A 22,516-nucleotide genomic window follows, 5' to 3' on the forward strand; every position below is an offset into this window, starting at 1 on the left:
TCTGCCTCCTATCTTCTCATTTTTGGATCGAGTGCATCACGCAGACCATCACCGAATATATTAAACGCAAGTAATAGTAAACTGATTAATATGCCAGGGAATAATGCCTGATACGGGTGAAATTGAATCTGTTTAAACCCTTCATTAATTAATGACCCCAGCGATGCTTCCGGTGCTGGTACACCCAGACCGATAAAGCTCAGAAATGCCTCAGCAAATATAGCATTTGGAATACTGAACATCATCGTAATAATGATCATTCCAATAGTATTTGGGATAATATGCTTTCGGATAATTCTACCGTGATTGGCTCCAAGTGCTCTTGCTGCAAGCGTGAATTCCTGTGTCTTCAGCTGCAATGTCTGCCCCCTGACTATCCTGGCCTGAGTTATCCAGCCAGTGAACATAATCGCGAACATAATCGGAACAATTCCCGGTTCCATCACGACAATAAGCAAAATCATTAAGACAAGCTGCGGAATACCAATCAGAATTTCAATAATCCTCTCCATGAATTCATCGACTCGTCCACCAAAATAACCGGATATACCGCCATAAATGACCCCGATAATGATGTCACCGACACCGGCGACAAGCCCAATCAAGAGAGAAAGCTTGGTACCTTCCCATACACGAATCCACAGGTCCCGTCCAAGTTCATCGGCACCGAACCAATAATTCTCTTCTATACTCCGGGACTCATACATGTCAACGCCTTGCGCGTTTTCACCGGTGAACGGGAGCCAGCCGACATCTTGCAGCCAAGAGATTTTTGGCGGCAGATTGGAACGGAGCAAATTCTGGTCATCAATTGAATCTGCCGGACTGAAGTAAGGACCGATAAAGGCCATTGCAACAATAGCAAGGATTACAATCATTCCAGCCATCGGTGCTTTTTGCCTGCGCAAACGGCGAAATGCATCCCGCCAGAAACTAATACTCTCAGTGGCGATTTCTTCTTCTTTACCAGCTTCTATGTCAGCCGGTTCAAACATATCTTGGGTGATTTCGTCTTTTGATAATGCCATTATGAATCGCCTCCTGACAGTCGAATCCTAGGATCAATTATTCCGTATACCATGTCTGTTAAAAAGATTGCGACAACAAAGAATAGTGCAAACAATATTGTAGTTCCCATTATTACCGGGTAGTCATTCGTGAAAATGGCGTTAACAAATGCATCGCCAATTCCCGGAATTGCAAAAATTTGCTCAATAACCAGTGATCCGGTCACAATGCTGGCCGTTGCAGGGCCAATAATGGTAACAATCGGAATCAACGCATTACGTATCGAATGTTTCACAATTACGGTGGATCTTTTAAGGCCTTTTGCCTTAGCTGTAGTGATATAATCGGAACCCATTACTTCGACAAGCTCGGTCCGCATATATCTAGCGATAAGTGCTATAAACATAACTGCAAGAGAGGCTACAGGCATAATATGATGTTTCCACCCCTCCCAATATGCAAGTGGCAGAAGGTTTAATTTCATTGCAAATATATACTGTAACAGCATTGCAAATATAAAGGATGGTATGGAAATACCCAATACTGCAAATAATGTGGTCCCATAGTCCAGGACACCACCCTTTCTCAAAGCAGCAATTGCCCCTAAAATTATACCGATAATCGTACCTACGATAACCGACTCCAATCCAAGTTGTACTGAAACCGGTAATTTATTCCCAATGATCGTACCAACTGAACGACCATCAAACTGAAATGAAATTCCAAATTCTCCTGTCAACACATTCCCCAAATAACGTACGTATTGGACAGGAAGCGGATCATCCAGTCCATACTGTTCATTTAATGCTTCAATTTGGGCTTCCGTTAATTTTTGGGCATTCTGATAAGGAGAGCCTGGCAATAATTTAACGATTCCAAATGTAAGTGTTATGATGACAAGCATTGTCAGGCACATATATGCCAAACGCTTTATGATGTATCCTACCAAATTCTCACACCTCCATAGTTTGTAGTTATATTTTCTAATTATTACGTACAAAAGTCAATATAAAATTCTGCCATTTGTAAATATGCAAATTTTACAACAGCCCATCTATTAATACTAGAATCATAGTCTAACTCCTGAAACGACTGACTTTATCCATCGATTTCTTCATGATAAATTAACGAAATCAGGATTAAATTCAGTAAATAAAGCGCTTTCAGAATATTGCAAGTCACTTAAATTTTCAGTGCAGAAAAATAGAGGTGCGTACCTTGAAATACGCACCTCCTTTTCAACCATCTTTATTACGAAACACCTTTTATCATTTTAGTGTTTGTAAACTTTTGCCTCTCTGAAGTAGTATTCAATACCAAAACTTTGAGGCACTATTCCTTCTACATATGGCTTAATTACAAGCGCAGCGCCCTGCTGATATGTTGGAATAGTATACGCATTTTCAATCAGAACTTTTTCTGCCTCTTTCAATGCAGCCCAACGTTCTTCCGGTTTTTGTTCTTTGGCAAGCTGACGAGCCTCTTCAATCAGCTTATCATATTTTGGTCGGTCAAGACCAAGCCCATCAGTGTTCGGGTTTTCAGAATACCAGTAGCCAAGGAATGTCATTGGGTCCTTGTAGTCAGGGCACCAGCCGGAGCCTGCACCAATATCCTGTTTATCGTTTTGTGTATACTCAAGATATGCGTTCCAAGGCAACTTTTTAATCGTCACTTTCAAACCTTCCAGCTGCTCAAGCTGGTTAGCCATATATTCGCCCATTTGTGCCGATACATCACCATCAGTTGTTGCATATTCGACTTCAAGTGAATCAATTCCAAGCTCTTCTTTAGCTTCTTTCCAAAGCTGCTTCGCTTCTTCCATTCCGCCTGGAAGATAATCTTCCACGCCTTCACGGAAATCCTTGCCGTCCGGTCCTGTTGCAAGACCTTTAGGAACAATATACTGTGCAGGAATAGACCCGTTATTCAGCAGTACATTTGTTAAGCCTTTACGGTCAATAACCATGGACATTGCTTTACGGACTTTTTCATTTTTAAATTCTGGTACATTATTCGCATTCAAAGTCCAGTAGAACACACAGTTCTTAGGTACCTGCTTGAAGTCAGGTTTATTTTGCCAAGCATCCACCTGTTCAGACGAAAGCGCATCCATTTGAATCTCGTCTGATTTGTACAAGCTCAACTGAGTGTTACTCTCTTTAACAACTTTAAACGTAGCTTTTGTAATGTTCACTTCATCTGCCGCATAGTAGTCAGGATTCTTTTCAAGCGTCCAGCCGACACCGTGATCCCAACTAGTCAACTCATAAGGACCAACTGTAAGCAGGTTTTCCGGTTCCTTAGCAAACTTATCTCCCTGCTTTTGAACAAATTTTTTGTTTAACGGTGCAAACTTATTAAATGTCATTAAACTATTAAAATATGGAATTGGAGATTCCAATGTAACTTGCAGTGTATGTTTATCAACTGCTTTAACGCCCAGTTTTTTAACCTGACCGTAGATATCACTATCCTGGTTCATAATCTTATCAGCATTTTTAACGTTTGCTACACCCATAATGTAGGCATATTCGGATTTAGTATCCGGGTCAATCAGACGCTGCCAGGCAAACACAAAATCCTCTGCTGTCAGCGGATCCCCATTGGACCATGTCAGGCCTTCACGGAGTTTAAACGTATATGTTAATCCGTCCTCACTTACCTTAGGCATTTCTGCTGCCATTTCAGGCACCAATTCTTTATTTTTAAATGTTAACAGTCCGGGGTGCGTTCTTCCAATTACCTCTGCAGAAGTTGTATCAGTTGCGATCGATGGATCGACTGACGGTAAGTCTGAACTGCGGACAAAGTGCAATACCTGCTCATCCGCCAATTCTTTGTTTTCGGATGATTTTTCATCATTGCCGCTGGCAGAATCACTACCGGAGTCACCTTCTCCTGAACCTCCATCGCCGCCACCGCTACATGCCGCAAGCACCATACCAAGTGCCAGCAACAGGGCAGCAAGAAAGCCCCATTTTAATCTTCCTTTGCTCATAAATTTGACCCTCCTCAAAATATTATGTGTCTCGCAGACATTCTCTCAACAATATTCATGTTTGTTTGAAAATTGTCTACATAAGCATTATACAAGTATTCTCATTTTTTTGCATTAGTTTTTTTAGACAATTTTAAAAAATGCCTATGAGATTAAGGTTTTGTAACGAAAAATAGGTCTATTTACCTATATATTTTTATAGTCTTTTTATACTTTTAATATATTTTCCAGCCATAAATTGTAGTGATATTTATCGGTTGATTTGATAAGATAAAGGGGAATTGAGGTGAATTTATTGAATAAAAAGCAATTTATCAGGACTTTTATAATAGGAGTTATGCTGAGTCTTCTGCTCACCTATTTTCTATACAAGACTTTTACATTACTTGCACTTGTGAATGCAACGTTTTTAGTCAGTTTGTTCTACTTAATTTTTGGTTCGGCCTTGTTTTTGGTTCAAACTGGTTTTTTTAACGGGATCACGTACAGTTTCAAACGATTTTTTCGGCGCACACGTAAAAGTGATGAAATGATCTATGAAGCAAATCCACAGGCAGAGGAAGAAAGCTACTTGCCGAAGGAGCATTACTTTCCTATTGCTTATCCTATTCTTGCATCAGGCGGAATATTCTTTGTGATAACACTTTTAATCGCATTAACTATATAGCTTATTGATAAAATAGCAGCAGCCCGGGAAGCCCGGACTGCTGTCTCCATAATAATTGGTAGTGCTTATATTTCACGGCGATAGCGCAGGGAAATATAATTTTCATCTTCCACATTACTGTAAGCCTTTTGTTCATTGACAAATTGAAATCCTCTAGCCTCGTAAAAGGGGATTCCTTTACTGTTTCCTTTTTGGACAGAGACCCATTGTTCAACTGAGCCTTTATTCTTTTGAATTTCCGTCAAATAATTTAACATCATAGTACCTACTCCCTCTCCGCGGCGCTCGGGATCCATATACAAGACGAATACCTCGCTCTTTTCAGATCCGGTCATCCCGCCGCCGATTGCTCCAATTACGTTATTATCATCCAATGCTACAAAATAACCGTCCCATCCCGATACCTCGTCCAGCTCATTTTGGATTCGGTCGTGATTGTAGAAAATTTTATTATTCCTCAAAATATTTTCCCTGCTGCGAATTCCATCATACGTATCGAGGCAGCTTTCAGAGCATACTCGAGAAATGCCATCTACATCTTCAGTTCTTCCTCTTCTAATCTCAAACAAAATCCCATCTCCTTGCAAACATCATTTAAGAAACAGATTGAAAATCCTCCTTCGTCAACTCCGGTTTCGATTCTTTCACTGGAGATTTTACGTCCTTCCTTAGCTGACGTACCCTGGTGTCTTTGATTAAGACCTGTTTCATGCCTTCGATCATATAGTTCATCGCCAAAATTGTAATGGCAAACGCACCGAGGGGAACGAGCGGAAGCCACGGTTGAATATCCAGATAGGCATACGAGTATCCGATGAGCCCAGACCATTCAGCCGTAACGGATTCAAAGCTTTCTATAACCCTAGTATGCTTAATGGTTCCCCCCAGAAACAGTTTCAATAAACCAAGGTGCACCAGCAGGACGAGTACCTGAATAACCTGCTGTCCAAAGTTAACCCACAATTTTGGTGCCAAATGCGGCATGACATGTTTTTTCAAAGTATGCCAGCGTCCAGTCCCAATTACACGAGCACCTGTAATGAATTCCCGCTCCAATAATATTTTTGTTTCATTTCCAATCAGCACCGATATTGTAGGAACTGCAATAATGACAAAGATAATCAATTCAAAGATAATTCGTTCCCAAAAACCGGCAATAAACGTTCGGTTAAATTCATTCTGCATTAATACAGGCTTCAAGATAACATAGGCAAGCAAAGCTATTGGCAAATACTGAAACGCTTCAGTCAATCCGGTGATGAATTTATTGGCCCGTTTCAGGAAAAACGCATAAAACAATCCAAGTCCTGCTGAAAAGATCATTCGCAAAAAAGCTGCTGCAAAAGCAAAACCGATTGTCATCTTTGCTCCTTTCAACAGAAGATACAAGTAATCCTTTCCAGACTGATCCGTCCCTAAAGGAGGAAGTTCCGATGGGCTGTGCGGCGCAGCGCCGGTCAGCTTATTATCATCATAAAGCAAATCGTATTCCGGTACCGGGGCACCATAAAACCAATGGATCATACTGGCCGTAAACAATAGAAATATAAATGAAAACCCGATGACAAACAGCGGTTTTTTAAACAGTTCCCGCATCAATTACAGCACCACCTTTTGCGCAGCAATTTTTTCAATAACAAACTGCCCAATAGCCATCGTGAAAAAAACGGGAACGAAAAACAGTAGAATTCCAATCGTAAAGATTTGCGGTGTCGGCAGTGAAATCATAAATTGAATTAATCCGCTGATTCCAAAGATATACTCCACTACCAGCAAATTGGACAGCATAATCCAAAGGATGAACTTCGAATGCAGGAAAATCCCCATAATGGCATTACGCAAAATATGTTTCAGCAAGACAGTATATTGCTTCAATCCCTTAGCCTTGGCAAGTTCCACATATGGCTGCTCTGATTCATCTTCCAAATCAAGGATAAAAATCCGGTACATGAAAATAGCAGGCAGAATACTAAGCGCGATAATTGGCAATACATATGGCTGATGATCCCCATACTCGGCTATGTAAAACATTAACATTCCGGTTTTCTGGTACAACCAGATAACGGCTATCTGGAACATCGCAATAACAAGTACATCCGGCAGCGACTCCAGGGAAAATAGAATAAATTTAATACCATTAATCAACTTTCTTGGCAATAGTAATGTAACAAAGGCAAAAACAATTGCCACCAAAAACGCGATAAAAAAAGAACCAAGCAACAATGTTATGGAGTACGCCCACGGATCCAAAATTTTAGGAAATAAGGAACGGTCAAAGCCCCCAATCGTATACGTCCACTCCCACGGACGAACAATATCAGGTAAAATACTTGTCAATTGTCCCACATAGGACCCGAAGTCCAGATGAATACCATTAAAGAGCGCCGGCAAGGACCCTATCAAAATAATTCCAATTACACTCAAAACGAACTTTACACCTAATCGATATGTAAAATTACCCATGTTTCTCCCCCATTTAACCCCTATTTTTTTCTATATTAAAGATGATAACACAAGATGGAGGAATTTTTTAAATATTATTTAAACGTTCTGGTATGGAATTTTGTATTGTCATTATTCTAAAATATAGTACAATTGACTTTGGAGCTGGCATGAAAAAAGGGGGTCTACTGCAATGAAAAACATCTTATTTGCAGCCGTGTTCGTACTGATTTTGGCGTTGACAGCCTGTTCATCGGACAACCAATCGGCAAGTGACGAGAAAAGCGACAACAGCCAGTCTGAAACAACGCAAAATGAACAACAGGATAAAAGTAACAACGAGCAGGGAAGCAACGATAAAGATAAAGAAAATAAATCAGAAGAAGCCCCTGCTCAGTACAGTGTATTTATCGAGAAGAAAACTTTTAAATTTGAAGATAAACAACTTGATATACCGTTTAAAGTCGCCAAAAATGGTGAACCATTAACTGGTGGTAAGCTTGGTTTAATGGTGAAGGTACCAATCGGTGATATTCCGTTTGAAGTTGAGGAACTTAAAAACGGCAAGTACAATGGCAAGGTACAAGTACCTAAGCCCGGTGTATACCAGGCAAGTGTATTTAAAATGGAAGGTAAGCGCAGAAACATTTTAGGTCAATTCCAATTGAAATTTGAAAAATAGTGTGGATCCGCAGAGTCTTACAGGGGCTCTGTAGTAAATAACCCGCAACACTACCTAATGTGTTGCGGGTTATTTATTACTATTTATTCATTTCTCCCGTATTTTCTCCAGCATATCCTTTGTCATGCCTTCCAGATTGTATTCCGGCTCAAAGCCCCATTCTTTTGTTGCTGCCGTTGAGTCAATACTGTCCGGCCAGCTGTCGGCGATCCCTTGGCGTACCGGATCCACATCATAGGAAATCTCAAAATCTGGTATGTGCTTTTGAATTTCTTTGGCAAAGTCAGCCGGTGAAGCGGAAATCGATGAAATGTTGAATGCGTTACGGTGTTCCAGCTTATCAGGGTCTGCTTCCATTAATTTGATGATTGCATTCAGTGCATCGGGCATGTACATCATATCCATATACGTATTTTCGGCAATATAGGATGTGTACTTCTTATTTTTTACTGCTTCATAGTAGATTTGAACAGCGTAATCAGTAGTTCCGCCGCCTGGTGGTGTTACATAGGAAATCAAGCCGGGAAAGCGAACACCCCTTGTATCCACACCGAAACGGTCGTAATAATAGTCGCACAGTAATTCACCGGCAACTTTATTAACACCATACATCGTTGTTGGGCGCTGAATTGTATCCTGTGGTGTACCCTTTTTTGGTGTTGTCGGGCCAAATGCACCAATGGAACTTGGTGTAAAACATTGCAAATTGAGCTCGCGCGCCACTTCCAACGCGTTCATCAATCCCCCCATGTTCAACTCCCATGCTTTCTGTGGACTTGCTTCAGCTTTAGCCGAAAGCAGTGCTGCCAAATGCATGATGGTATCGACATTATATTTTTTTGCAACGGTATATAAATCCTTGGCATTTGTAACGTCAACAATTTCAAATGGACCTTCTCCCCCAATCCGTTCCCAAATATCTGTCGCAACGACATTGGATGCTCCATAATGTTGCCGTAACGTTGTAACAAGCTCAGAGCCGATTTGCCCCTGAGCACCTGTGACCAAAATCTTTTTCATGTTGTTTACCTCCAGCATTCCTTTAGAAACTTCTCTTTGTTATATGTACAACTGATGTGCAAATCAAAGTCTCATCTTAATCAGATGAGACCCATTTCTTTGCCAACTTTTTCATAAATAGCAATTGCATCATCCAGCATTTCCTTCGTGTGTGCGGCAGTCGGCATATTGCGGACGCGTCCTGTTCCCCTTGGTACGGTCGGAAAAACGATAGCTTTGGCGTAAACACCTTCCTCATTTAATCGTTTACTGAATTTCTGAGCATCTTTTTCATCGCCTATAATGCACGGTGTAATCGGTGTTTCGCTGTTACCAATGTCAAAGCCAAGTTGTTTAAGACCGTCTTTCAAATAATCGCCATTCTCCCAAAGATTTTCATTCAGATCCGTTGATTCGAGCAATAGTTCCACAGCTTTGGTGCTTGCTGCTGCATCTGCTGGTGTGACGGCTGTCGAGAACAGGAATGGACGGGAACGAACTTTGAGCCAGTCAATCAGTTCGGTCTTACCAGCAACATATCCGCCGATTACCCCAATTGCTTTCGACAATGTTCCCATTTGAAAATCGACCTTATCCTGCAGTCCGAAATGTTTAACAGTTCCGGCACCTTTTCCAAGTACACCAGAGCCGTGGGCATCGTCGACATACGTAATCAAGTCAAATTCCTCGGCGATTTCGACAATTTCCGGCAATTTGGCAATGTCACCATCCATCGAAAATACGCCATCCGTAATTACCATTATTTTATTGTACTGACCGGATTCGACGGCTTCTTTTGCTTTTTGACGGAGATTTTCCATATTTGAATGTTCAAATGGAATAATCTTTGCTTTGGAAAGCCGGCAGCCGTCAATAATGGATGCGTGATTCAGTGCATCGGAAAGAATTGCATCGTTTTTATCCATCACCGCTGAAATCGCTGCCATATTGCAGTTAAAACCGGACTGATAGGAAATGACCGCTTCCGTTCCCTTAAATTCCGCAAGCTTTTTTTCCAACTCCATATGTAAATCCAATGTGCCGTTGATGGTACGAACAGCGCCTGCACCAACGCCATGTGAGTCTACTGCCTCTTTGGCCACTTCTTTCAAACGATCATCCGTCGCAAGTCCCAAATAGTTGTTGGATGAGAGATTGATCAGCTTTTTTCCGTCAATATTGATAACCGGGCCATTAGCTCCCTGTACAGGATCAATTTCGTTATATAAGCCGCGTTGTTTTAAATCGTCAATATTTTCTTCAAGAAAATTATGCAGTATTTTACTTGTCATTCAAAACTTCCTCCTTTTATGTAAACAGTCTTAGTTTCAGTTTAACATATCAGAAGTAGTATTTGACAGTTATCATGAATTATAAATAATTCCCACAAGTTCTCAAATTGTGTAGAAATTTCTCGAAAAATATTGTGAATCCTGTGGAAAACTTACGTCAATTTTAATATACTGGAGACAGCTATACAAAACTGGGGGATAAAGCAAGATGAAGGAACTATTAATTGCCGTTTTTCTTACGTTAGTCATCAGCTTTGGAATTATCGGATATACACAGTCCACTGACGACACAAACGACATTGTTGAACCGAAACATGAAGATAATAATACAATTGTTGTTAACTGATAGAATTGGGAAAGCACCGTAATCGATGCTTTCCTTTTTTTGTTCAAATACTATTACTCTACGATTGTTACATCAACAGTGCGTACGCCCCAGTCATATGCTTCGCTTTTTGTTGGAACATGCACATCAATCTTGTTGCCTTGGATAGCTCCGCCGACATCAGCAGCAGTAGCATAACCATAGCCTTCTACATATACTTTTGTACCCAAAGGAATTACATTCGGATCAACTGCGATTACTTTTTTATTTGGATTTGCATTCAAATCCACACCAGTAGCAGTTACACCTGAGCAACCTTCACAATCAGCTGTATACGCTGTTGCAGTTACTGTAATGGTTTCTCCTTCAGGATTGTCATTATTATTCTGTTTTGTTGTTTCAGCTGCTTCTGCAGTATTTTCTTCTGTGTTCGTTTCACTGGCTTTACTTTCTGAAGCAGCAGCTTTGTCCGCTTCTTCAGCACTTGGTTCTTTCACATCTGCTGGTGCAGCGTCATCCTGACCAACATTTACACCATTAACTTTAAGTTCCTGGCCAACCGTAATCAGGCTTGACTGCAGGTTGTTCCATTCTTTAAGGTCCTGAACAGAAACATTGTATTCCTGTCCAATACCATATAATGTATCGCCGTCTTGAACTTTATATAATTCATTTATGAATAGTTTTTGTTTTGGATGAATGACAGTAGTTTTTAAGTCATTTGCTTCTTTTAATTCTTTAACGGTAGTATCATATTCTTGTGCAATGGACCAAAGGGTATCTCCTTTTTCAACTTTGTACTCTTCGGCTGATGCAGTTGATACAGTTGCGCCAGCGATAATGACACCAGTAGCAAGTGCGGCTACTAATTTCTTCATTGGTGTTCCCTCCTTAAATTTCTGACAATCAATACTCTATCACAGGAGGACGATCAATGCAGTTACAGGAAATTTAAGAGTGTATTACACGGATTACCAATCTCGCATTGAAATATTACAATTATAATAGAATTGTAACGAAAGGCTCGATTGTTACGAAAAAGCATACGCTTTTGTAACAGGGATATATTTGAAAATACTGCTATGACCGCTTTTTGACAGAATCACCCTGCCCAGCCAAAAAGAGTCCAACTGCAATAACCAAAATTGACAGCACCGCCGCGGTCAAAAACAATCCGTCAAAACCCGTTTGCAGAATGCGGGATAGTACAGCAAAAAGTTCATGCTGCAATCCTGTATCCGTAATCTGGTTTAGTTTTTCTGCCAGGTCATTATAATTACTTCCCGTAATTTCGACCATTACCCGTTCACCGTATGTATCCTGGAGAGTCTGCTCGGCTTTTGAAATACCACTAGCAATAAAACCCGCATATAATGCAGGAAACAATGTAAGCCCGATTTGTCTGATCAGCGATAATGTTCCAAGTGCAGAGCCTTGTTCATTTTCCTGTGCACTGTTACCTGCCAGCACATTAAGCGGCGCCCCAAGCAGGATACCCAACCCGATACCCGCCATTGTGCTTGCTGCAAAAAAGGTCCAAAATCCGGTAACCATTACTGGAAACATTCCGAACCCGATCAAACCGATGACACCTGCCAGAACTACCGCTTTGGAAGGCCCTTTTTTATCCGTCATATACCCGCCAAGACCTGCACCAATTCCCGAAGCAACTGCCATCGGAGTCAGCCAGTAGCCGGCATTTTCAACCGGGACCTGCAACACCTGCTGTACATAGGAAGGGATGAAAATAATTCCCGCCAGAAAACCACCGGACAGCACCCCTAAAATGAGTGTCACCTGAAACAGCCGTGTGCGGATCAAAGATGAGGAAATGATAGGATCGCCGCCACGCTGTTCCAGGTGACGTTCATGTATCAGCAAAACACCAAACAATACCAATCCAATTAAGATGAACAGGATAACGGACAGAATGGAGCGCCCATCCATACCTGTTATCCCATACATCATTGCCAATATTGCCAAACTCAGCAAGGCAATACCTTTATAATCCAGGGCGCTCTCTGAACCAGGCTTGGATTCGTCAATTTTAATCATTCCGGCAATCACCAAAAAAATAGCAATCGGAATATTTATCAAAAACATCCAATGCCAATTTCCGGTTACATTTAAAATAACTGCACCTAGATTTGGACCGATAATTGCTGAAAGTCCATGCATTCCGCCGAGCATTCCTAGCGCTTTGCCCTGTTTGTTCTTTGGAAGAGTCGCCAGAATATACGAACTGCCAATGATAAAGATGCCACCGCCACCGATCGCCTGGATAAAACGCGATAGAAGCAAAAACGGGAATGTGGGACTTATCGAAACCAACAGGGAGCCCATTCCGAACAGTACAATTTCTATAATAAACAGACGTTTCCGTCCATACTTATCCGATAACTTTCCGATAATCGGCACACTGATTGCGATACCCAGTGTATAGATAGTAATACTCCACGCACCCCATGAAGCGGAAACATTAAATGCTTCATTAATCGTTGTGAGTGCGGTACTGATTATTCCATTATCAAGCCCTGCCATGAACACACCGATGGTAAACAGGGTAATAGACCACTTTTGTGATGACTTCATTCTGTCCGGCATCATTTCATCCCCAATAATTATGTACGCGGGTCACCTCAAGGGGGACCCGCTGTTGTTTAGTAAACACTGACATTGAAAAAATAGTGTATAACACCGCTCCGTAAATACAGTACGCCGGGTTGTTCTCTCCCATCGCCGTATCTTAGGCAAAATCCGCCGTATAAAAGTACGAATGCGCCGTACTTTGACCCAAAATCGCTGTATAAAAGCAGAGAACCACCGTACATTAAGAGCAACCCGCCTTACTGAAATTTATTAATGATTGGTCAAAAACTCCACCTTTATCCAAAAATACTTTGAAATAAATTGCGGATGGCATTGAAAATATCATTAAAGAAGTTTTTCACCTTGGTCCAGAAACCTTCATTATTCACGATGTCGTTGATTTTATCCTGGACCTGTGATGCGATATCGTTCAGCTGTGATGAGACGTTGTCAAAGTTAATATCGAGATTGCGCATTTTTTCAAATAAGTCGATCAGCATCTGGCGATCGGCTTCACTCAAGGAAATTCCAAGGTTATTTAATTCTTCTTCAACAATTTGCCGAACTTCCTCTTTCGTGGCAGGATTTTGTTCAGCAATCGCTTTTTTGATTTCTGTCAATAGTTCACTTACTTTCTCCTGGCTTAGCCCTTCCTTATTGGCAAGCTCCGTTGCCACACCCAGCTCTTCATCGGCAACCTGCATGCGGTCCTTATCAAGAGTGGCACCTTGCGCATCATATGCTTTATAAATGCCGGTCAGAGCTGAATGGCCGCTCACTTTCACCGGTGACGCCACATCTACCGTGGCATTTTCCACACCAGCAGTCAGCAATGCATTAGCATACATTTCAGTTGTCACCTGTGTAATATTATCGGGTGTTACAATATTTACGCTCAGCCCGCTTCCCTCTTCTTCCCGGGTTATTTTCGCCGATGAATACATGTTGGAATTCGGGTTCCCGTTAATATATTTTGCGATATCTTCACCTGTGACCGTGTATTCCTGTACATTCTCCGGATTTTGCACATCCAGCAGTTCCCTGACTTCCTGTTCTTGTGATGCAGATAAAGTTTCTCCATATACTATAATTGGGGCACCAAGCTTTTCATTTATTCCGCCCCCTGTTGCCAGGACAGACCCACTGAATCCAGCTATTAATGTAAACACCAGTATCATAATAATGCTGGTTTTTATAAAACGTCTCATTGTGAAAGTGCTCCTTTTTTATTTAGAATACTATCAAAAACATTATAACGGAATAGAACTGCACAGGCCAATCTTTGTTGTGAACAAATGCACTGAGCGTGATATAAAAATTAACCCCAAATCATAATACAGATTTATAAGCATTTATGTTTTCTTTTCTTATTTACTGCTATATATTTAGAGTATCGAAATATTTATGGGAAAGAAGGGATTTGTTATTTCTGAACAAAATCCTAATATAAAACGAAATTTAATCATTATGTGGTTTGCCAATTTTTTCGTTGCAGGCAGCATTACTATGGTTCTTCCGTTCATATCTTTATATATTGAAGAATTTGGAAATTTCTCCGATGACTACGTGCAAACATGGTCAGGATGGATTTTTGGCATCACCTTTGTTACAGCCTTTATTTTTTCCCCGATCTGGGGCCGGATTGGAGATAAATTCGGGCGGAAAAAGATTCTGATCTTCTCTGCGGCGGGGCTCGGCGTATCGATATTGCTGATGGGATTCGCCACTTCCGTCTGGGAATTGTTTTTATTACGGCTGTTTATGGGAATTTTTACGGGGTTTATCCCCACGTCACAAGCGATGATTTCCACTCAGACGTCCAAAAGAATCGCCGGACAGGTGCTTGGTACTCTGCAAACCGGAAGTATCACTGGGGCTTTAATGGGTCCAATGCTTGGCGGTGCACTTGCAGATGTGTTCGGTTACGCCACCACATTCCGCTGGACGTCCATAACTATCATGGCATCAGGCTTAATTGTTCTTTTCGGGGTGAAAGAACTGCTTATTAAAAAAGATGATAATGAAACGGAATTTAAATCGTATTCGACAAAAGAAGTGTTACTGCACGTCGCTAAGAACCCGGTGCTTTTGGTTGTTATGCTCCTTTCAGCACTGGTACAGATTGCCCACTTCAGTATCCAACCGATTTTATCCCTGTATGTTGCCGAAATTCACGGTCCTGCGAACATTGCCTTTTTCTCCGGTGTGGCATTCTCCGCTGCAGGGCTTGGCAATCTGCTGATGGCAAAACGCTGGGGCCGGCTTGGAGACCGGATTGGTTATACGAAAATAATGATCTTTTTGCTATTCATGGCTGGAATCGTGTATTTCCCGGGAGCATTTGTCACGAATATCTGGCAGCTTGTTGTGCTGAGGTTTTTACTGGGGATTTCCATTGGCGGTCTCGTTCCGGTAAGAATTGCATATATTCGTCAGGAAGCACCGCTTTCCATGCAGGGAGAAGTGCTTGGCTACAATACCAGCTTGCGTTTCCTCGGAAATATTATTGGTCCTGCATTAGGAGGTGTCATTGCTGGGTTCTTCGGCTTTACCGGTGTGTTCTTTGTAACAAGCGGATTGCTGATACTTGGCGGAACCATCATGCTTATCGCCTGGTACCGGCATGAGTATGAAGGAAAACGCGCACAATCCTTCTCATCATCACGCGGATGAGGTTTTTATGTACGAAATGATTGATTTGTTCTGCTGAATATGCTAAAACTAACAGAGTCGATATTTTACCATTAGAAAGAAAGTGATAGCAATGGGTATTGTCGTTGTTGAGGTTTGTGACGGAAATGCAATCACTACTTTAGATATAGAAGGAATTATTGAAAAGGAGTTTCCCGAAGTTGCGGTTTTGATGAATGAATGTTTATCATTTTGCGGACTTTGCCGGGTGAAGCCATATGCATTGGTCAATAACAAACGCGTCTTTGGTAATACTCCAGAAGAGTGTCTGGACAAAATCCGTTCAGCAATTAAAGAAGAACTGGCTGTTTATCAATAAGCAGCCAGTTCTTTGATTTCCGGCAAAAAATCATTGTCGAATTCTTATATTCTGATGAAATATAACATGTTCCGACAAAATATTTCCCGGGAAATATTTGTCGAATCGCATTATAAACTTGCCCTCAAAATCCTCAGCGAATCCTGTCGAGTCAGTTTTTTAAATTTACCGTACTCCGGTTTTGCCGCTGCACTTTTGTCAGCAATTGCTTCCATATCATTTTCCGTTATTCCGTAATCCGACAACTTTTCCGGTGTACCAATGCGATTCCAGAATGCTCGAAGTTGATTGATACCTGCCAACGCCACATCGTAATCACTTTTGCCTTCAGAGCTCACCTCAAAGACACGAACGGCGAGTTGTGCAAAGCGCTCAGTATTCGTTTCATCGAGTACATGTTTCATCCAGTTTGGAAATAAAATAGCAATTCCGCCGGCATGCGGGATGTCATGAATTGCCGAAACAGCATGTTCCAAATCATGAGTTGCCCAGTCACCTTTATATCCCATATTGAGCATACCGTTTCGGGCAAGCACTGCATTCAGCATCATCGTTTCGCGATATTGGTAATTTTCGGGGTCATGCAATAGTCCTGGACCAGTTTTTACCAGATCCTTTAAAATCGTCTCGCAAAGTCCGTCCTGCACCGGGGTGTTTGACGCGTGATGGAAGTAATTCTCCAACACATGTGCCATAATATCAACAATTCCAAATGCAGTTTGTTCGCGAGGAACTGAATATGTAAATGTCGGATCGAGAATCGAAAACTTTGGATAAGTAAATGAAGAAGCCCAACCCCTTTTTTCTTTCGTTTCCCAATTTGTAATGACCGAGCTTGCATTCATCTCGGAACCGGCTGATGCTATGGTGACAATTGTTCCACATGGAAGAGCATCTGTTGGTCTTTCCTTTTTTGTAATGAGATCCCATACGTCAGTATCTGTTTTGGCCCCAATTGCGACAGCCTTTGCAGCATCAATCACACTTCCGCCGCCAACTGCAAGCAGAAAGTCAATTTTTTCTTGTTTACAGCGATCCACGGCCTGTCTTACTGTTGACAACTTCGGATTCGGTTCGATGCCGGAAAACTCTACTGTTTCTGCGTTTATTTTACCTAGCTCTTCCATAATAGCATCATAAATACCGTTTTTCTTAATACTTCCGCCACCATATAGCAGTAATACCTTTTTGCCATACGTGGATATTTCCCCGGGAAGCGCAGCAAGCTGATCCTTCCCGAAAATTAATTTTACCGGATTATGAAATGTAAAATTATCCATTACTGCGCCTCCCCTGTTTATAACTTATACGCGACAACATCCATTTCTACCAATACATCTTTCGGCAGACGGCTTACTTCGACTGTTGCTCTGGCAGGATATGGATCGGTCAAATAGCTGCCGTAAATCTCATTTACCGTCGCAAAGTCATCCATTGATTTCAGATAGATGGTAAACTTCACTACTTGCGCAAACTCAACGTCCGCTTCGTCCAAAATAGCTTTCAAATTCTTTATGACCTGCTCTGTCTGATTTTCAATCCCTTGGACAACCTCTTCTGTGTCCGGATTAATCGGTATCTGACCGGAGACATAAACAAAATCCCCCGCTTGAATTGCTTGTGAATATGGACCGATTGCTTCTGGTGCATTGTTTGTATAAATTGATCGTACCATTTAAACTCCTCCTTATTTTTCTGCAGTTAGTTTCTGCTTATATTGCATAACGTCACGGACATAATAAATATCCCCGTAACATGCATTATACTTTTCAGCTTCCTCCCGTAAGCATGTATAAATAGCCTGATTTTCTGCAGTTCGATACATCTTTTGGGAAAAATCAATAGCAAGCTCCAGTGAGTATGTTCCCGAATTTTTATTGACATAATCAATGAAACCTCTGCCAAAATTATACGATTGGATGGCCAATTTCACATCACCGTCAGCATCTTTGATTGCCTGTGAAAAATAATAGACGCCCTGTTTAATGGAAAGTTCGGGGCTGTTGATACAACCTCGTTCACCACAATAACTTTCGGATGACTGCATCGGATCCTTCCCTCTTCCGCCTGATTCCTGCATCATCATCGCCAACAGAACATCGACATGCTCGGTAACTCCATACTGTTTTGCATATTTTTCAACAACCGGTTTATAATCCCATACTTTTTCATTAACCAGCTGCCGGGAAATATTAAAATCGTTTTCCGCCAACCTGATGGAAAGAATCGAGACAAGTATAAAGACACCAATCATTGCACCAGTTATGACAAACGTTTTTTTCAACGCTTTTTTTGTTTTTCGTTTCATTTAATCCTCCGAAAACCGATTCTTTTTTTTACTATATTCGCTATTCTATACTGTTTCAATTGTATCATGGATTTTCCGTTCTGTTTACTGCGATAAATTTTTAAAATAATTTTAATAATGTGATATTATAAAGATAAGCTTATATAAAAATGAAAAAGGGGATGATTTGCATGATGAACGCTCCGTTATTAGTTGGACCGATGCTTGAGCACGCGGAAAAGTTTTTTTCAAAAAAGGAAGTTATTTCACAAACCCATGATAAGCTCCATCGCCTCACATATGCCGATATTGGTGAACGCACACGGCGGCTAATGAATACGCTGGAAAACCTCGGTGTACAAAAAGGGGACCGGGTCGGAACACTGGCTTGGAATCACCATCGTCATTTGGAAATTTATTTTGCCGCCCCCGGGATGGGTGCCGTCCTTCACACCATTAATATCCGCTTATCACCGGAACATATTATTTACATTATCAATCACGCTGAAGATAAAGTTTTATTCATTGATGAAGATGTGTTACCCCTTGTTGAAGCGGTCAAGGATAAACTTGAAACCGTCGAGGCATTTGTCGTCATGACCGATAAAGCCGAACTCCCGGAATCCGGACTCGCCCCACTCTATTCATACGAAGAATTGCTTCACGCTGGAAACCCAAAATTCGAATTTGACAAAACAATTGATGAAAACGATCCCGCGGGAATGTGCTATACGTCCGCAACAACCGGAAAGCCAAAGGGAGTCGTTTATTCGCACCGGGGCATTGTCCTGCACAGCTATGCACTCGGACTGGCTGATTCTGCTGCGATTTCAGAGTCAGACGTTTCCATGGCCGTTGTCCCGCAATTTCACGTGAATGCTTGGGGGACCCCCTTCGCTTGTACATGGTTTGGCACCACACAAGTTATGCCAGGGCCGCGGTTTACTCCAAAACGGCTTGCTGAATTCATCGAAAAATTTCGGGTCACCATTACAGCCGGGGTACCGACCATCTGGCTTGGCTTATTGCGTGAACTGGAGGAAGGCTATGATACTTCAAGTCTCCGGGCAGTGTTATGTGGCGGCTCAGCAGCACCAAAGGGACTGATAAAAGCATTTGAAGAAAAATATCATATCCCATTCGTCCATGCATATGGTGCAACCGAAACAACCCCGCTTGTTACATTGTCACGATTAAAAAGCTATCAGCGGGATTTGAATGCTGAAGATAAACTTGACCAGCGCTCAAAACAGGGTATGCTTGTACCGGGAATTGAAATGAAAGTAATTGGGAATGATGGTGAAATTGCCTGGGACGGAAAGGAAATGGGCGAACTGCTGTTGCGCGGACCGTGGATTGCCAGCGAATATTATCGTGATGACCGCAGTGAACAGACCTTTCAAGATGGCTGGTTCCACTCGGGAGATGTCGTAACGGTTGATGAAGAAGGTGCGATTAAAATTGTTGACCGGACAAAGGATTTGATTAAAAGCGGCGGCGAATGGATTTCCTCGGTCGACCTTGAAAATGCTATCATGGCACATGATGCAGTTTTTGAAGCCAGTGTCGTTGCAATACCAGATCCCCAATGGCAGGAACGACCGATTGCCTGCGTCGTGCTGCAAGAAGGATTTTCGAATCATGTAACCAAAGAGGACCTTCTCGATTTCCTGCGTCCGCAGTTTGCGAAATGGTGGCTGCCTGACGATGTATTATTTTTCGATGAAATTCCGAAAACATCCGTCGGGAAATTTTTGAAACGGGAATTACGTGAGCAAGTGAAAAAGCGCTATAACATGCAGGGATGAACAATTGGACTGGAAAAAGCCGTATCACTCTCGAAGTGATACGGCTTTTTATTTTCTGTTTGGCAGAATTTTAGTTTCTTATGGTTGATGTTTTTCCCATACGGTTGATGTTCCTCTCATGCGGTCGATGTTCCCCTCGTACGGTTGATGTTTCTCTCATGCGGTTGATGTTCCTCTCGTACGGTTGATGTTTTCCCCGTACGGTTGATGTTTTTCCCGTGCGGTTGATGTTCCTCTCATACGGTCGATGTTTACCTCATACGGTTGATGTTCCTCTCATACGGTTGATGTTTCCCTCATATGATCGATGTTTCCAACAAATTATCGTCCGCTTCCATTGCTTAAACCGTTATCATCTCCACTTTCAATCGCTGCACCAGAGGCGTTGCTGCCAACCAAAGATGCGATGATATCTGCGGCTGATTCTTCTTCATGAATAGCGCCGACACCCTGGCCGGCCCAGAGTGACTGCATATCTGCAATGGCAAATTCCTTCCCTGCCCCCCGGATATCTTTGGTCATCTGATTTTGAATCGGGAATGGGAGTGGTGCGATTTCACTTCCTTCGACTTCCCTTACAAACTGATTCCGAATCGCGCGTGCCGGTCGTCCGGAGAATACTTTGGTAATTTTTGTTGAACCGGTGTCTGCTTTCATAAGTGCTCTTCGGTACGCGGCATTGGTGCCTGCTTCTTTTGCAACTAAAAACTTTGTGCCGACCTGTACCGCATCGGCGCCCATTTCCAAAAATGCATCAACCTGCTTTTTATTATGTATTCCACCGGCAGCAATAACCGGGATTGTAAGGTGATCCATTAATTCCTGTGCAAGCACATGCAGGCCAATGTTACTTCCATCAGGGTATCTGTTTATATCAAAAGTTCCCCGATGCCCCCCTGCTTCATATCCCTGTGCTACAACAGCATCATATCCGGCATCTTCCAGCTGACGTGCTTCGTCAAGAATGGTGGCCATGCCAATCAACGTAACGTCATTTTCTTTCAGCCGTTGAATCAGAAAAGACGAAAGCACACCGAATGCAGTACTGACAACACGAATGTCTTCTTCAAGAACAACATGAACTTTTTCGTGCAGGTAATCGTTAACTTTCACGAAGTCTGTGCCATGTCCGATTTCCAGTTTACTTCTGAATCCATTAAGAAACTGCTGCATACGGCCAATTTCATTTGAAAACGATTCAAGGTTGACTGCGAATAAATTCACGGCAAAGGGTTTGTCAGTCAGCTGTTTCACCCGCTGAATATCGTCTTTCAGTTGCGATGCCCCCATGTAGCCTGCACCAATCGTTCCCAGTGCACCTTCTTCAGCTGCAGCGGCAACTAACTGCGGTGTTGTGATTCCACCGGCCATTCCTGCCTGAATAAGCGGTAATTCAATTGATAGCCTGTCATTTAAAAAACTCACTTCAAGTCCCCCATTCGCTGTCGATTCTTATTTAAGCATATCATATAACATGTTTTTCTAGGAATTTTTAACATTGCAAAAATACTTCTTGACAATATTACGAAAATTCAATACTATAGAATTAATTAGCGAAGAACGTCGTTAATTGGTTCGTTATGCTGATTGAAAGTGGGTGCAGTCATTAACTTTTCCAATCTGAAATCCGACATATATGCGTTGCTCCAACACTCCCACGGCAGCTTTTCCGTGTGCATTACAACAGAAGATGGAGAAATTAAATTTAACGGAAACGTACAGAGAAAAGCGGCCAGTTTAGCAAAAATCCCAATTCTGTTTGAGGCATTCCGTCAAATCGAAAGAAACATTTTTCATGCCAACCAGACTGTACCTGTTGAAGATCATATGATGGTTGGTGGTTCCGGCATTATTTCTAATTTGACGGGTGTGAACAGTTTCACAAACTTTAATCTGCTTGAATTAATGATAATTGTTTCCGATAATACAGCTGCAAATATCGTGCTCGATGCTGTCGGAATTGAATCTGTCAATGATCTGAGCGAAACATTGAATTGTGGAAGTACTATTCTGCGGCGAAGTTTTATGGATACACAGGCACAATTACAAGGTAAAGAAAACTGTACCAGTGCAGCTGACATGATGACGTTTCTTAAGATTATCGGTGAGGACAACACATTGGTAACCGATGAAACTAGAGCGAAAATTTTCGAAATATTATCTAAACAACAATTTCGGGACAAGCTGGCATTTTATCTTCCCGAAGATTCGGAAGTGCGGATTTTTCATAAATCAGGAGAATTAGCAGGTACCGAACATGAGGCGGCCATTTTTAAATTCCGGGACAAACAGCTGTATGCAGTGGTGATGTCAGAGGAATGGGAAAATAACGGTGACGGTAAACGAATAATAGCAGAGTTAGGCAAACTTCTAATAACATACATACAATCAAATTAACGTGGAGGT

The 22,516-nt window shown here is 41.8% G+C and carries 22 protein-coding genes; 7 read left to right on the forward strand and 15 right to left on the reverse strand.

Translation table 11 applies throughout. The features are described 5' to 3' along the window. Positions 1–8: 8 nt before the first annotated feature. The 3 genes from opp3C to HUX68_RS11800 form a co-directional block, all read right to left on the reverse strand. On the reverse strand, positions 9–1,028 hold the full coding sequence (gene opp3C / locus HUX68_RS11790; protein ID WP_174615015.1) for an oligopeptide ABC transporter permease: 1,020 nt from the start codon (positions 1,026–1,028) through the stop codon (positions 9–11). Beyond that, positions 1,028–1,957 (reverse strand): ABC transporter permease, encoded by a 930-nt coding sequence (locus HUX68_RS11795; RefSeq protein ID WP_174615016.1) that lies wholly within the window; start codon positions 1,955–1,957, stop codon positions 1,028–1,030. Before HUX68_RS11795 ends, opp3C begins: the two co-directional genes overlap by 1 nt. Before the next feature lie 324 nt (positions 1,958–2,281). Beyond that, entirely contained in the window at positions 2,282–4,009 is a 1,728-nt protein-coding gene (locus HUX68_RS11800) for a peptide ABC transporter substrate-binding protein (RefSeq protein ID WP_174615017.1), read from the reverse strand. A gap of 286 nt (positions 4,010–4,295) precedes the next feature. Between HUX68_RS11800 and HUX68_RS11805 the strand changes: the two genes are divergently transcribed. Further along, the gene (locus tag HUX68_RS11805) at positions 4,296–4,676 is read left to right on the forward strand and encodes a DUF3899 domain-containing protein (protein ID WP_174615018.1); all 381 of its coding nucleotides are present in this window, start codon (positions 4,296–4,298) and stop codon (positions 4,674–4,676) included. 65 nt (positions 4,677–4,741) lie between these two features. Here the strand turns inward: HUX68_RS11805 and HUX68_RS11810 are convergent, their stop codons facing one another. The 3 genes from HUX68_RS11810 to HUX68_RS11820 are packed head-to-tail and all read right to left on the reverse strand — an operon-like array spanning position 4,742 to position 7,139. Then, a complete protein-coding gene (locus tag HUX68_RS11810) occupies positions 4,742–5,245 on the reverse strand; it encodes a GNAT family N-acetyltransferase (protein ID WP_174615019.1) in 504 nt (167 codons plus the stop codon). Positions 5,246–5,270: 25 nt separating this feature from the next. Then, positions 5,271–6,272 (reverse strand): ABC transporter permease, encoded by a 1,002-nt coding sequence (locus HUX68_RS11815; protein ID WP_246206768.1) that lies wholly within the window; start codon positions 6,270–6,272, stop codon positions 5,271–5,273. A 3-nt stretch (positions 6,273–6,275) separates the two neighbouring features. Then, positions 6,276–7,139 (reverse strand): ABC transporter permease subunit, encoded by an 864-nt coding sequence (locus HUX68_RS11820; RefSeq protein WP_174615021.1) that lies wholly within the window; start codon positions 7,137–7,139, stop codon positions 6,276–6,278. Positions 7,140–7,311: 172 nt separating this feature from the next. Between HUX68_RS11820 and HUX68_RS11825 the strand changes: the two genes are divergently transcribed. After that, positions 7,312–7,800, forward strand: a complete 489-nt coding sequence (locus HUX68_RS11825) for a hypothetical protein (protein ID WP_174615022.1) — start codon at positions 7,312–7,314, stop codon at positions 7,798–7,800. A gap of 87 nt (positions 7,801–7,887) precedes the next feature. On the opposite strand, the gene HUX68_RS11830 is transcribed toward HUX68_RS11825, so the two are convergent. Together HUX68_RS11830 and HUX68_RS11835 are read right to left on the reverse strand one after the other, a co-directional pair. Further along, a complete protein-coding gene (locus HUX68_RS11830) occupies positions 7,888–8,820 on the reverse strand; it encodes an L-threonine 3-dehydrogenase (RefSeq protein ID WP_174615023.1) in 933 nt (310 codons plus the stop codon). A gap of 80 nt (positions 8,821–8,900) precedes the next feature. Further along, positions 8,901–10,091, reverse strand: a complete 1,191-nt coding sequence (locus HUX68_RS11835) for a glycine C-acetyltransferase (protein ID WP_174615024.1) — start codon at positions 10,089–10,091, stop codon at positions 8,901–8,903. Between the two features lie 208 nt (positions 10,092–10,299). Between HUX68_RS11835 and HUX68_RS11840 the strand changes: the two genes are divergently transcribed. Beyond that, positions 10,300–10,437 (forward strand): hypothetical protein, encoded by a 138-nt coding sequence (locus HUX68_RS11840; protein WP_174615025.1) that lies wholly within the window; start codon positions 10,300–10,302, stop codon positions 10,435–10,437. Positions 10,438–10,490: 53 nt separating this feature from the next. On the opposite strand, the gene HUX68_RS11845 is transcribed toward HUX68_RS11840, so the two are convergent. From HUX68_RS11845 to HUX68_RS11855, 3 genes are all read right to left on the reverse strand, one after another. After that, positions 10,491–11,294: a 3D domain-containing protein gene (locus HUX68_RS11845; RefSeq protein ID WP_174615026.1), complete on the reverse strand. Its 804-nt coding sequence runs from the start codon at positions 11,292–11,294 to the stop codon at positions 10,491–10,493. A 202-nt stretch (positions 11,295–11,496) separates the two neighbouring features. Continuing rightward, positions 11,497–13,020, reverse strand: a complete 1,524-nt coding sequence (locus tag HUX68_RS11850) for an MFS transporter (RefSeq protein WP_174615027.1) — start codon at positions 13,018–13,020, stop codon at positions 11,497–11,499. Between the two features lie 281 nt (positions 13,021–13,301). Beyond that, positions 13,302–14,213: a DUF1002 domain-containing protein gene (locus tag HUX68_RS11855; RefSeq protein ID WP_174615028.1), complete on the reverse strand. Its 912-nt coding sequence runs from the start codon at positions 14,211–14,213 to the stop codon at positions 13,302–13,304. A 196-nt stretch (positions 14,214–14,409) separates the two neighbouring features. Here HUX68_RS11855 and HUX68_RS11860 point away from each other — a divergent pair, with 196 nt between their 5' ends. Next, positions 14,410–15,678, forward strand: coding sequence for an MFS transporter (locus tag HUX68_RS11860; protein WP_174615029.1), 1,269 nt, complete (start codon positions 14,410–14,412; stop codon positions 15,676–15,678). Positions 15,679–15,769: 91 nt separating this feature from the next. After that, positions 15,770–16,015 carry a YuzB family protein gene (locus HUX68_RS11865; protein ID WP_174615030.1) on the forward strand — a complete coding sequence of 82 codons (246 nt, stop codon included), beginning with the start codon at positions 15,770–15,772 and terminating at the stop codon, positions 16,013–16,015. 110 nt (positions 16,016–16,125) lie between these two features. Here the strand turns inward: HUX68_RS11865 and HUX68_RS11870 are convergent, their stop codons facing one another. From HUX68_RS11870 to HUX68_RS11880, 3 genes are read right to left on the reverse strand one after another with little or no spacing between them, the layout of a single operon-like run. Then, a complete protein-coding gene (locus tag HUX68_RS11870) occupies positions 16,126–17,295 on the reverse strand; it encodes an iron-containing alcohol dehydrogenase (protein ID WP_174615031.1) in 1,170 nt (389 codons plus the stop codon). Positions 17,296–17,312: 17 nt separating this feature from the next. After that, entirely contained in the window at positions 17,313–17,690 is a 378-nt protein-coding gene (locus HUX68_RS11875; RefSeq protein WP_174615032.1) for a RidA family protein, read from the reverse strand. A 12-nt stretch (positions 17,691–17,702) separates the two neighbouring features. Further along, a complete protein-coding gene (locus HUX68_RS11880) occupies positions 17,703–18,323 on the reverse strand; it encodes a lysozyme family protein (protein ID WP_174615033.1) in 621 nt (206 codons plus the stop codon). Positions 18,324–18,493: 170 nt separating this feature from the next. On the opposite strand from HUX68_RS11880, the gene HUX68_RS11885 reads away from it, so the two are divergent. Next, positions 18,494–20,110 (forward strand): long-chain fatty acid--CoA ligase, encoded by a 1,617-nt coding sequence (locus HUX68_RS11885; RefSeq protein ID WP_174615034.1) that lies wholly within the window; start codon positions 18,494–18,496, stop codon positions 20,108–20,110. A gap of 321 nt (positions 20,111–20,431) precedes the next feature. On the opposite strand, the gene HUX68_RS11890 is transcribed toward HUX68_RS11885, so the two are convergent. Continuing rightward, positions 20,432–21,535, reverse strand: a complete 1,104-nt coding sequence (locus HUX68_RS11890) for an NAD(P)H-dependent flavin oxidoreductase (RefSeq protein ID WP_174615035.1) — start codon at positions 21,533–21,535, stop codon at positions 20,432–20,434. A gap of 246 nt (positions 21,536–21,781) precedes the next feature. Here HUX68_RS11890 and HUX68_RS11895 point away from each other — a divergent pair, with 246 nt between their 5' ends. Beyond that, positions 21,782–22,507: a serine hydrolase gene (locus tag HUX68_RS11895; RefSeq protein WP_174615036.1), complete on the forward strand. Its 726-nt coding sequence runs from the start codon at positions 21,782–21,784 to the stop codon at positions 22,505–22,507. Positions 22,508–22,516 lie beyond the last annotated feature (9 nt).

The sequence above is a fragment of the Virgibacillus ihumii genome (assembly GCF_902726655.1).
GTDB classification, from domain to species: Bacteria; Bacillota; Bacilli; order Bacillales; family Amphibacillaceae; genus Lentibacillus; species Lentibacillus ihumii.

Excerpts from the sequence above, each read along its gene's own strand:
- opp3C (WP_174615015.1), bottom strand. The coding sequence starts at position 1,028 with ATGGCATTATCAAAAGACGAAATCACCCAAGATATGTTTGAACCGGCT.
- HUX68_RS11800 (WP_174615017.1), bottom strand. The coding sequence starts at position 4,009 with ATGAGCAAAGGAAGATTAAAATGGGGCTTTCTTGCTGCCCTGTTGCTG.
- HUX68_RS11815 (WP_246206768.1), bottom strand. The coding sequence starts at position 6,272 with ATGCGGGAACTGTTTAAAAAACCGCTGTTTGTCATCGGGTTTTCATTT.
- HUX68_RS11820 (WP_174615021.1), bottom strand. The coding sequence starts at position 7,139 with ATGGGTAATTTTACATATCGATTAGGTGTAAAGTTCGTTTTGAGTGTA.
- HUX68_RS11825 (WP_174615022.1), top strand. The coding sequence starts at position 7,312 with ATGAAAAACATCTTATTTGCAGCCGTGTTCGTACTGATTTTGGCGTTG.
- HUX68_RS11830 (WP_174615023.1), bottom strand. The coding sequence starts at position 8,820 with ATGAAAAAGATTTTGGTCACAGGTGCTCAGGGGCAAATCGGCTCTGAG.
- HUX68_RS11835 (WP_174615024.1), bottom strand. The coding sequence starts at position 10,091 with ATGACAAGTAAAATACTGCATAATTTTCTTGAAGAAAATATTGACGAT.
- HUX68_RS11840 (WP_174615025.1), top strand. The coding sequence starts at position 10,300 with ATGAAGGAACTATTAATTGCCGTTTTTCTTACGTTAGTCATCAGCTTT.
- HUX68_RS11845 (WP_174615026.1), bottom strand. The coding sequence starts at position 11,294 with ATGAAGAAATTAGTAGCCGCACTTGCTACTGGTGTCATTATCGCTGGC.
- HUX68_RS11850 (WP_174615027.1), bottom strand. The coding sequence starts at position 13,020 with ATGCCGGACAGAATGAAGTCATCACAAAAGTGGTCTATTACCCTGTTT.
- HUX68_RS11855 (WP_174615028.1), bottom strand. The coding sequence starts at position 14,213 with ATGAGACGTTTTATAAAAACCAGCATTATTATGATACTGGTGTTTACA.
- HUX68_RS11860 (WP_174615029.1), top strand. The coding sequence starts at position 14,410 with ATGGGAAAGAAGGGATTTGTTATTTCTGAACAAAATCCTAATATAAAA.
- HUX68_RS11865 (WP_174615030.1), top strand. The coding sequence starts at position 15,770 with ATGGGTATTGTCGTTGTTGAGGTTTGTGACGGAAATGCAATCACTACT.
- HUX68_RS11870 (WP_174615031.1), bottom strand. The coding sequence starts at position 17,295 with ATGGATAATTTTACATTTCATAATCCGGTAAAATTAATTTTCGGGAAG.
- HUX68_RS11875 (WP_174615032.1), bottom strand. The coding sequence starts at position 17,690 with ATGGTACGATCAATTTATACAAACAATGCACCAGAAGCAATCGGTCCA.
- HUX68_RS11880 (WP_174615033.1), bottom strand. The coding sequence starts at position 18,323 with ATGAAACGAAAAACAAAAAAAGCGTTGAAAAAAACGTTTGTCATAACT.
- HUX68_RS11885 (WP_174615034.1), top strand. The coding sequence starts at position 18,494 with ATGATGAACGCTCCGTTATTAGTTGGACCGATGCTTGAGCACGCGGAA.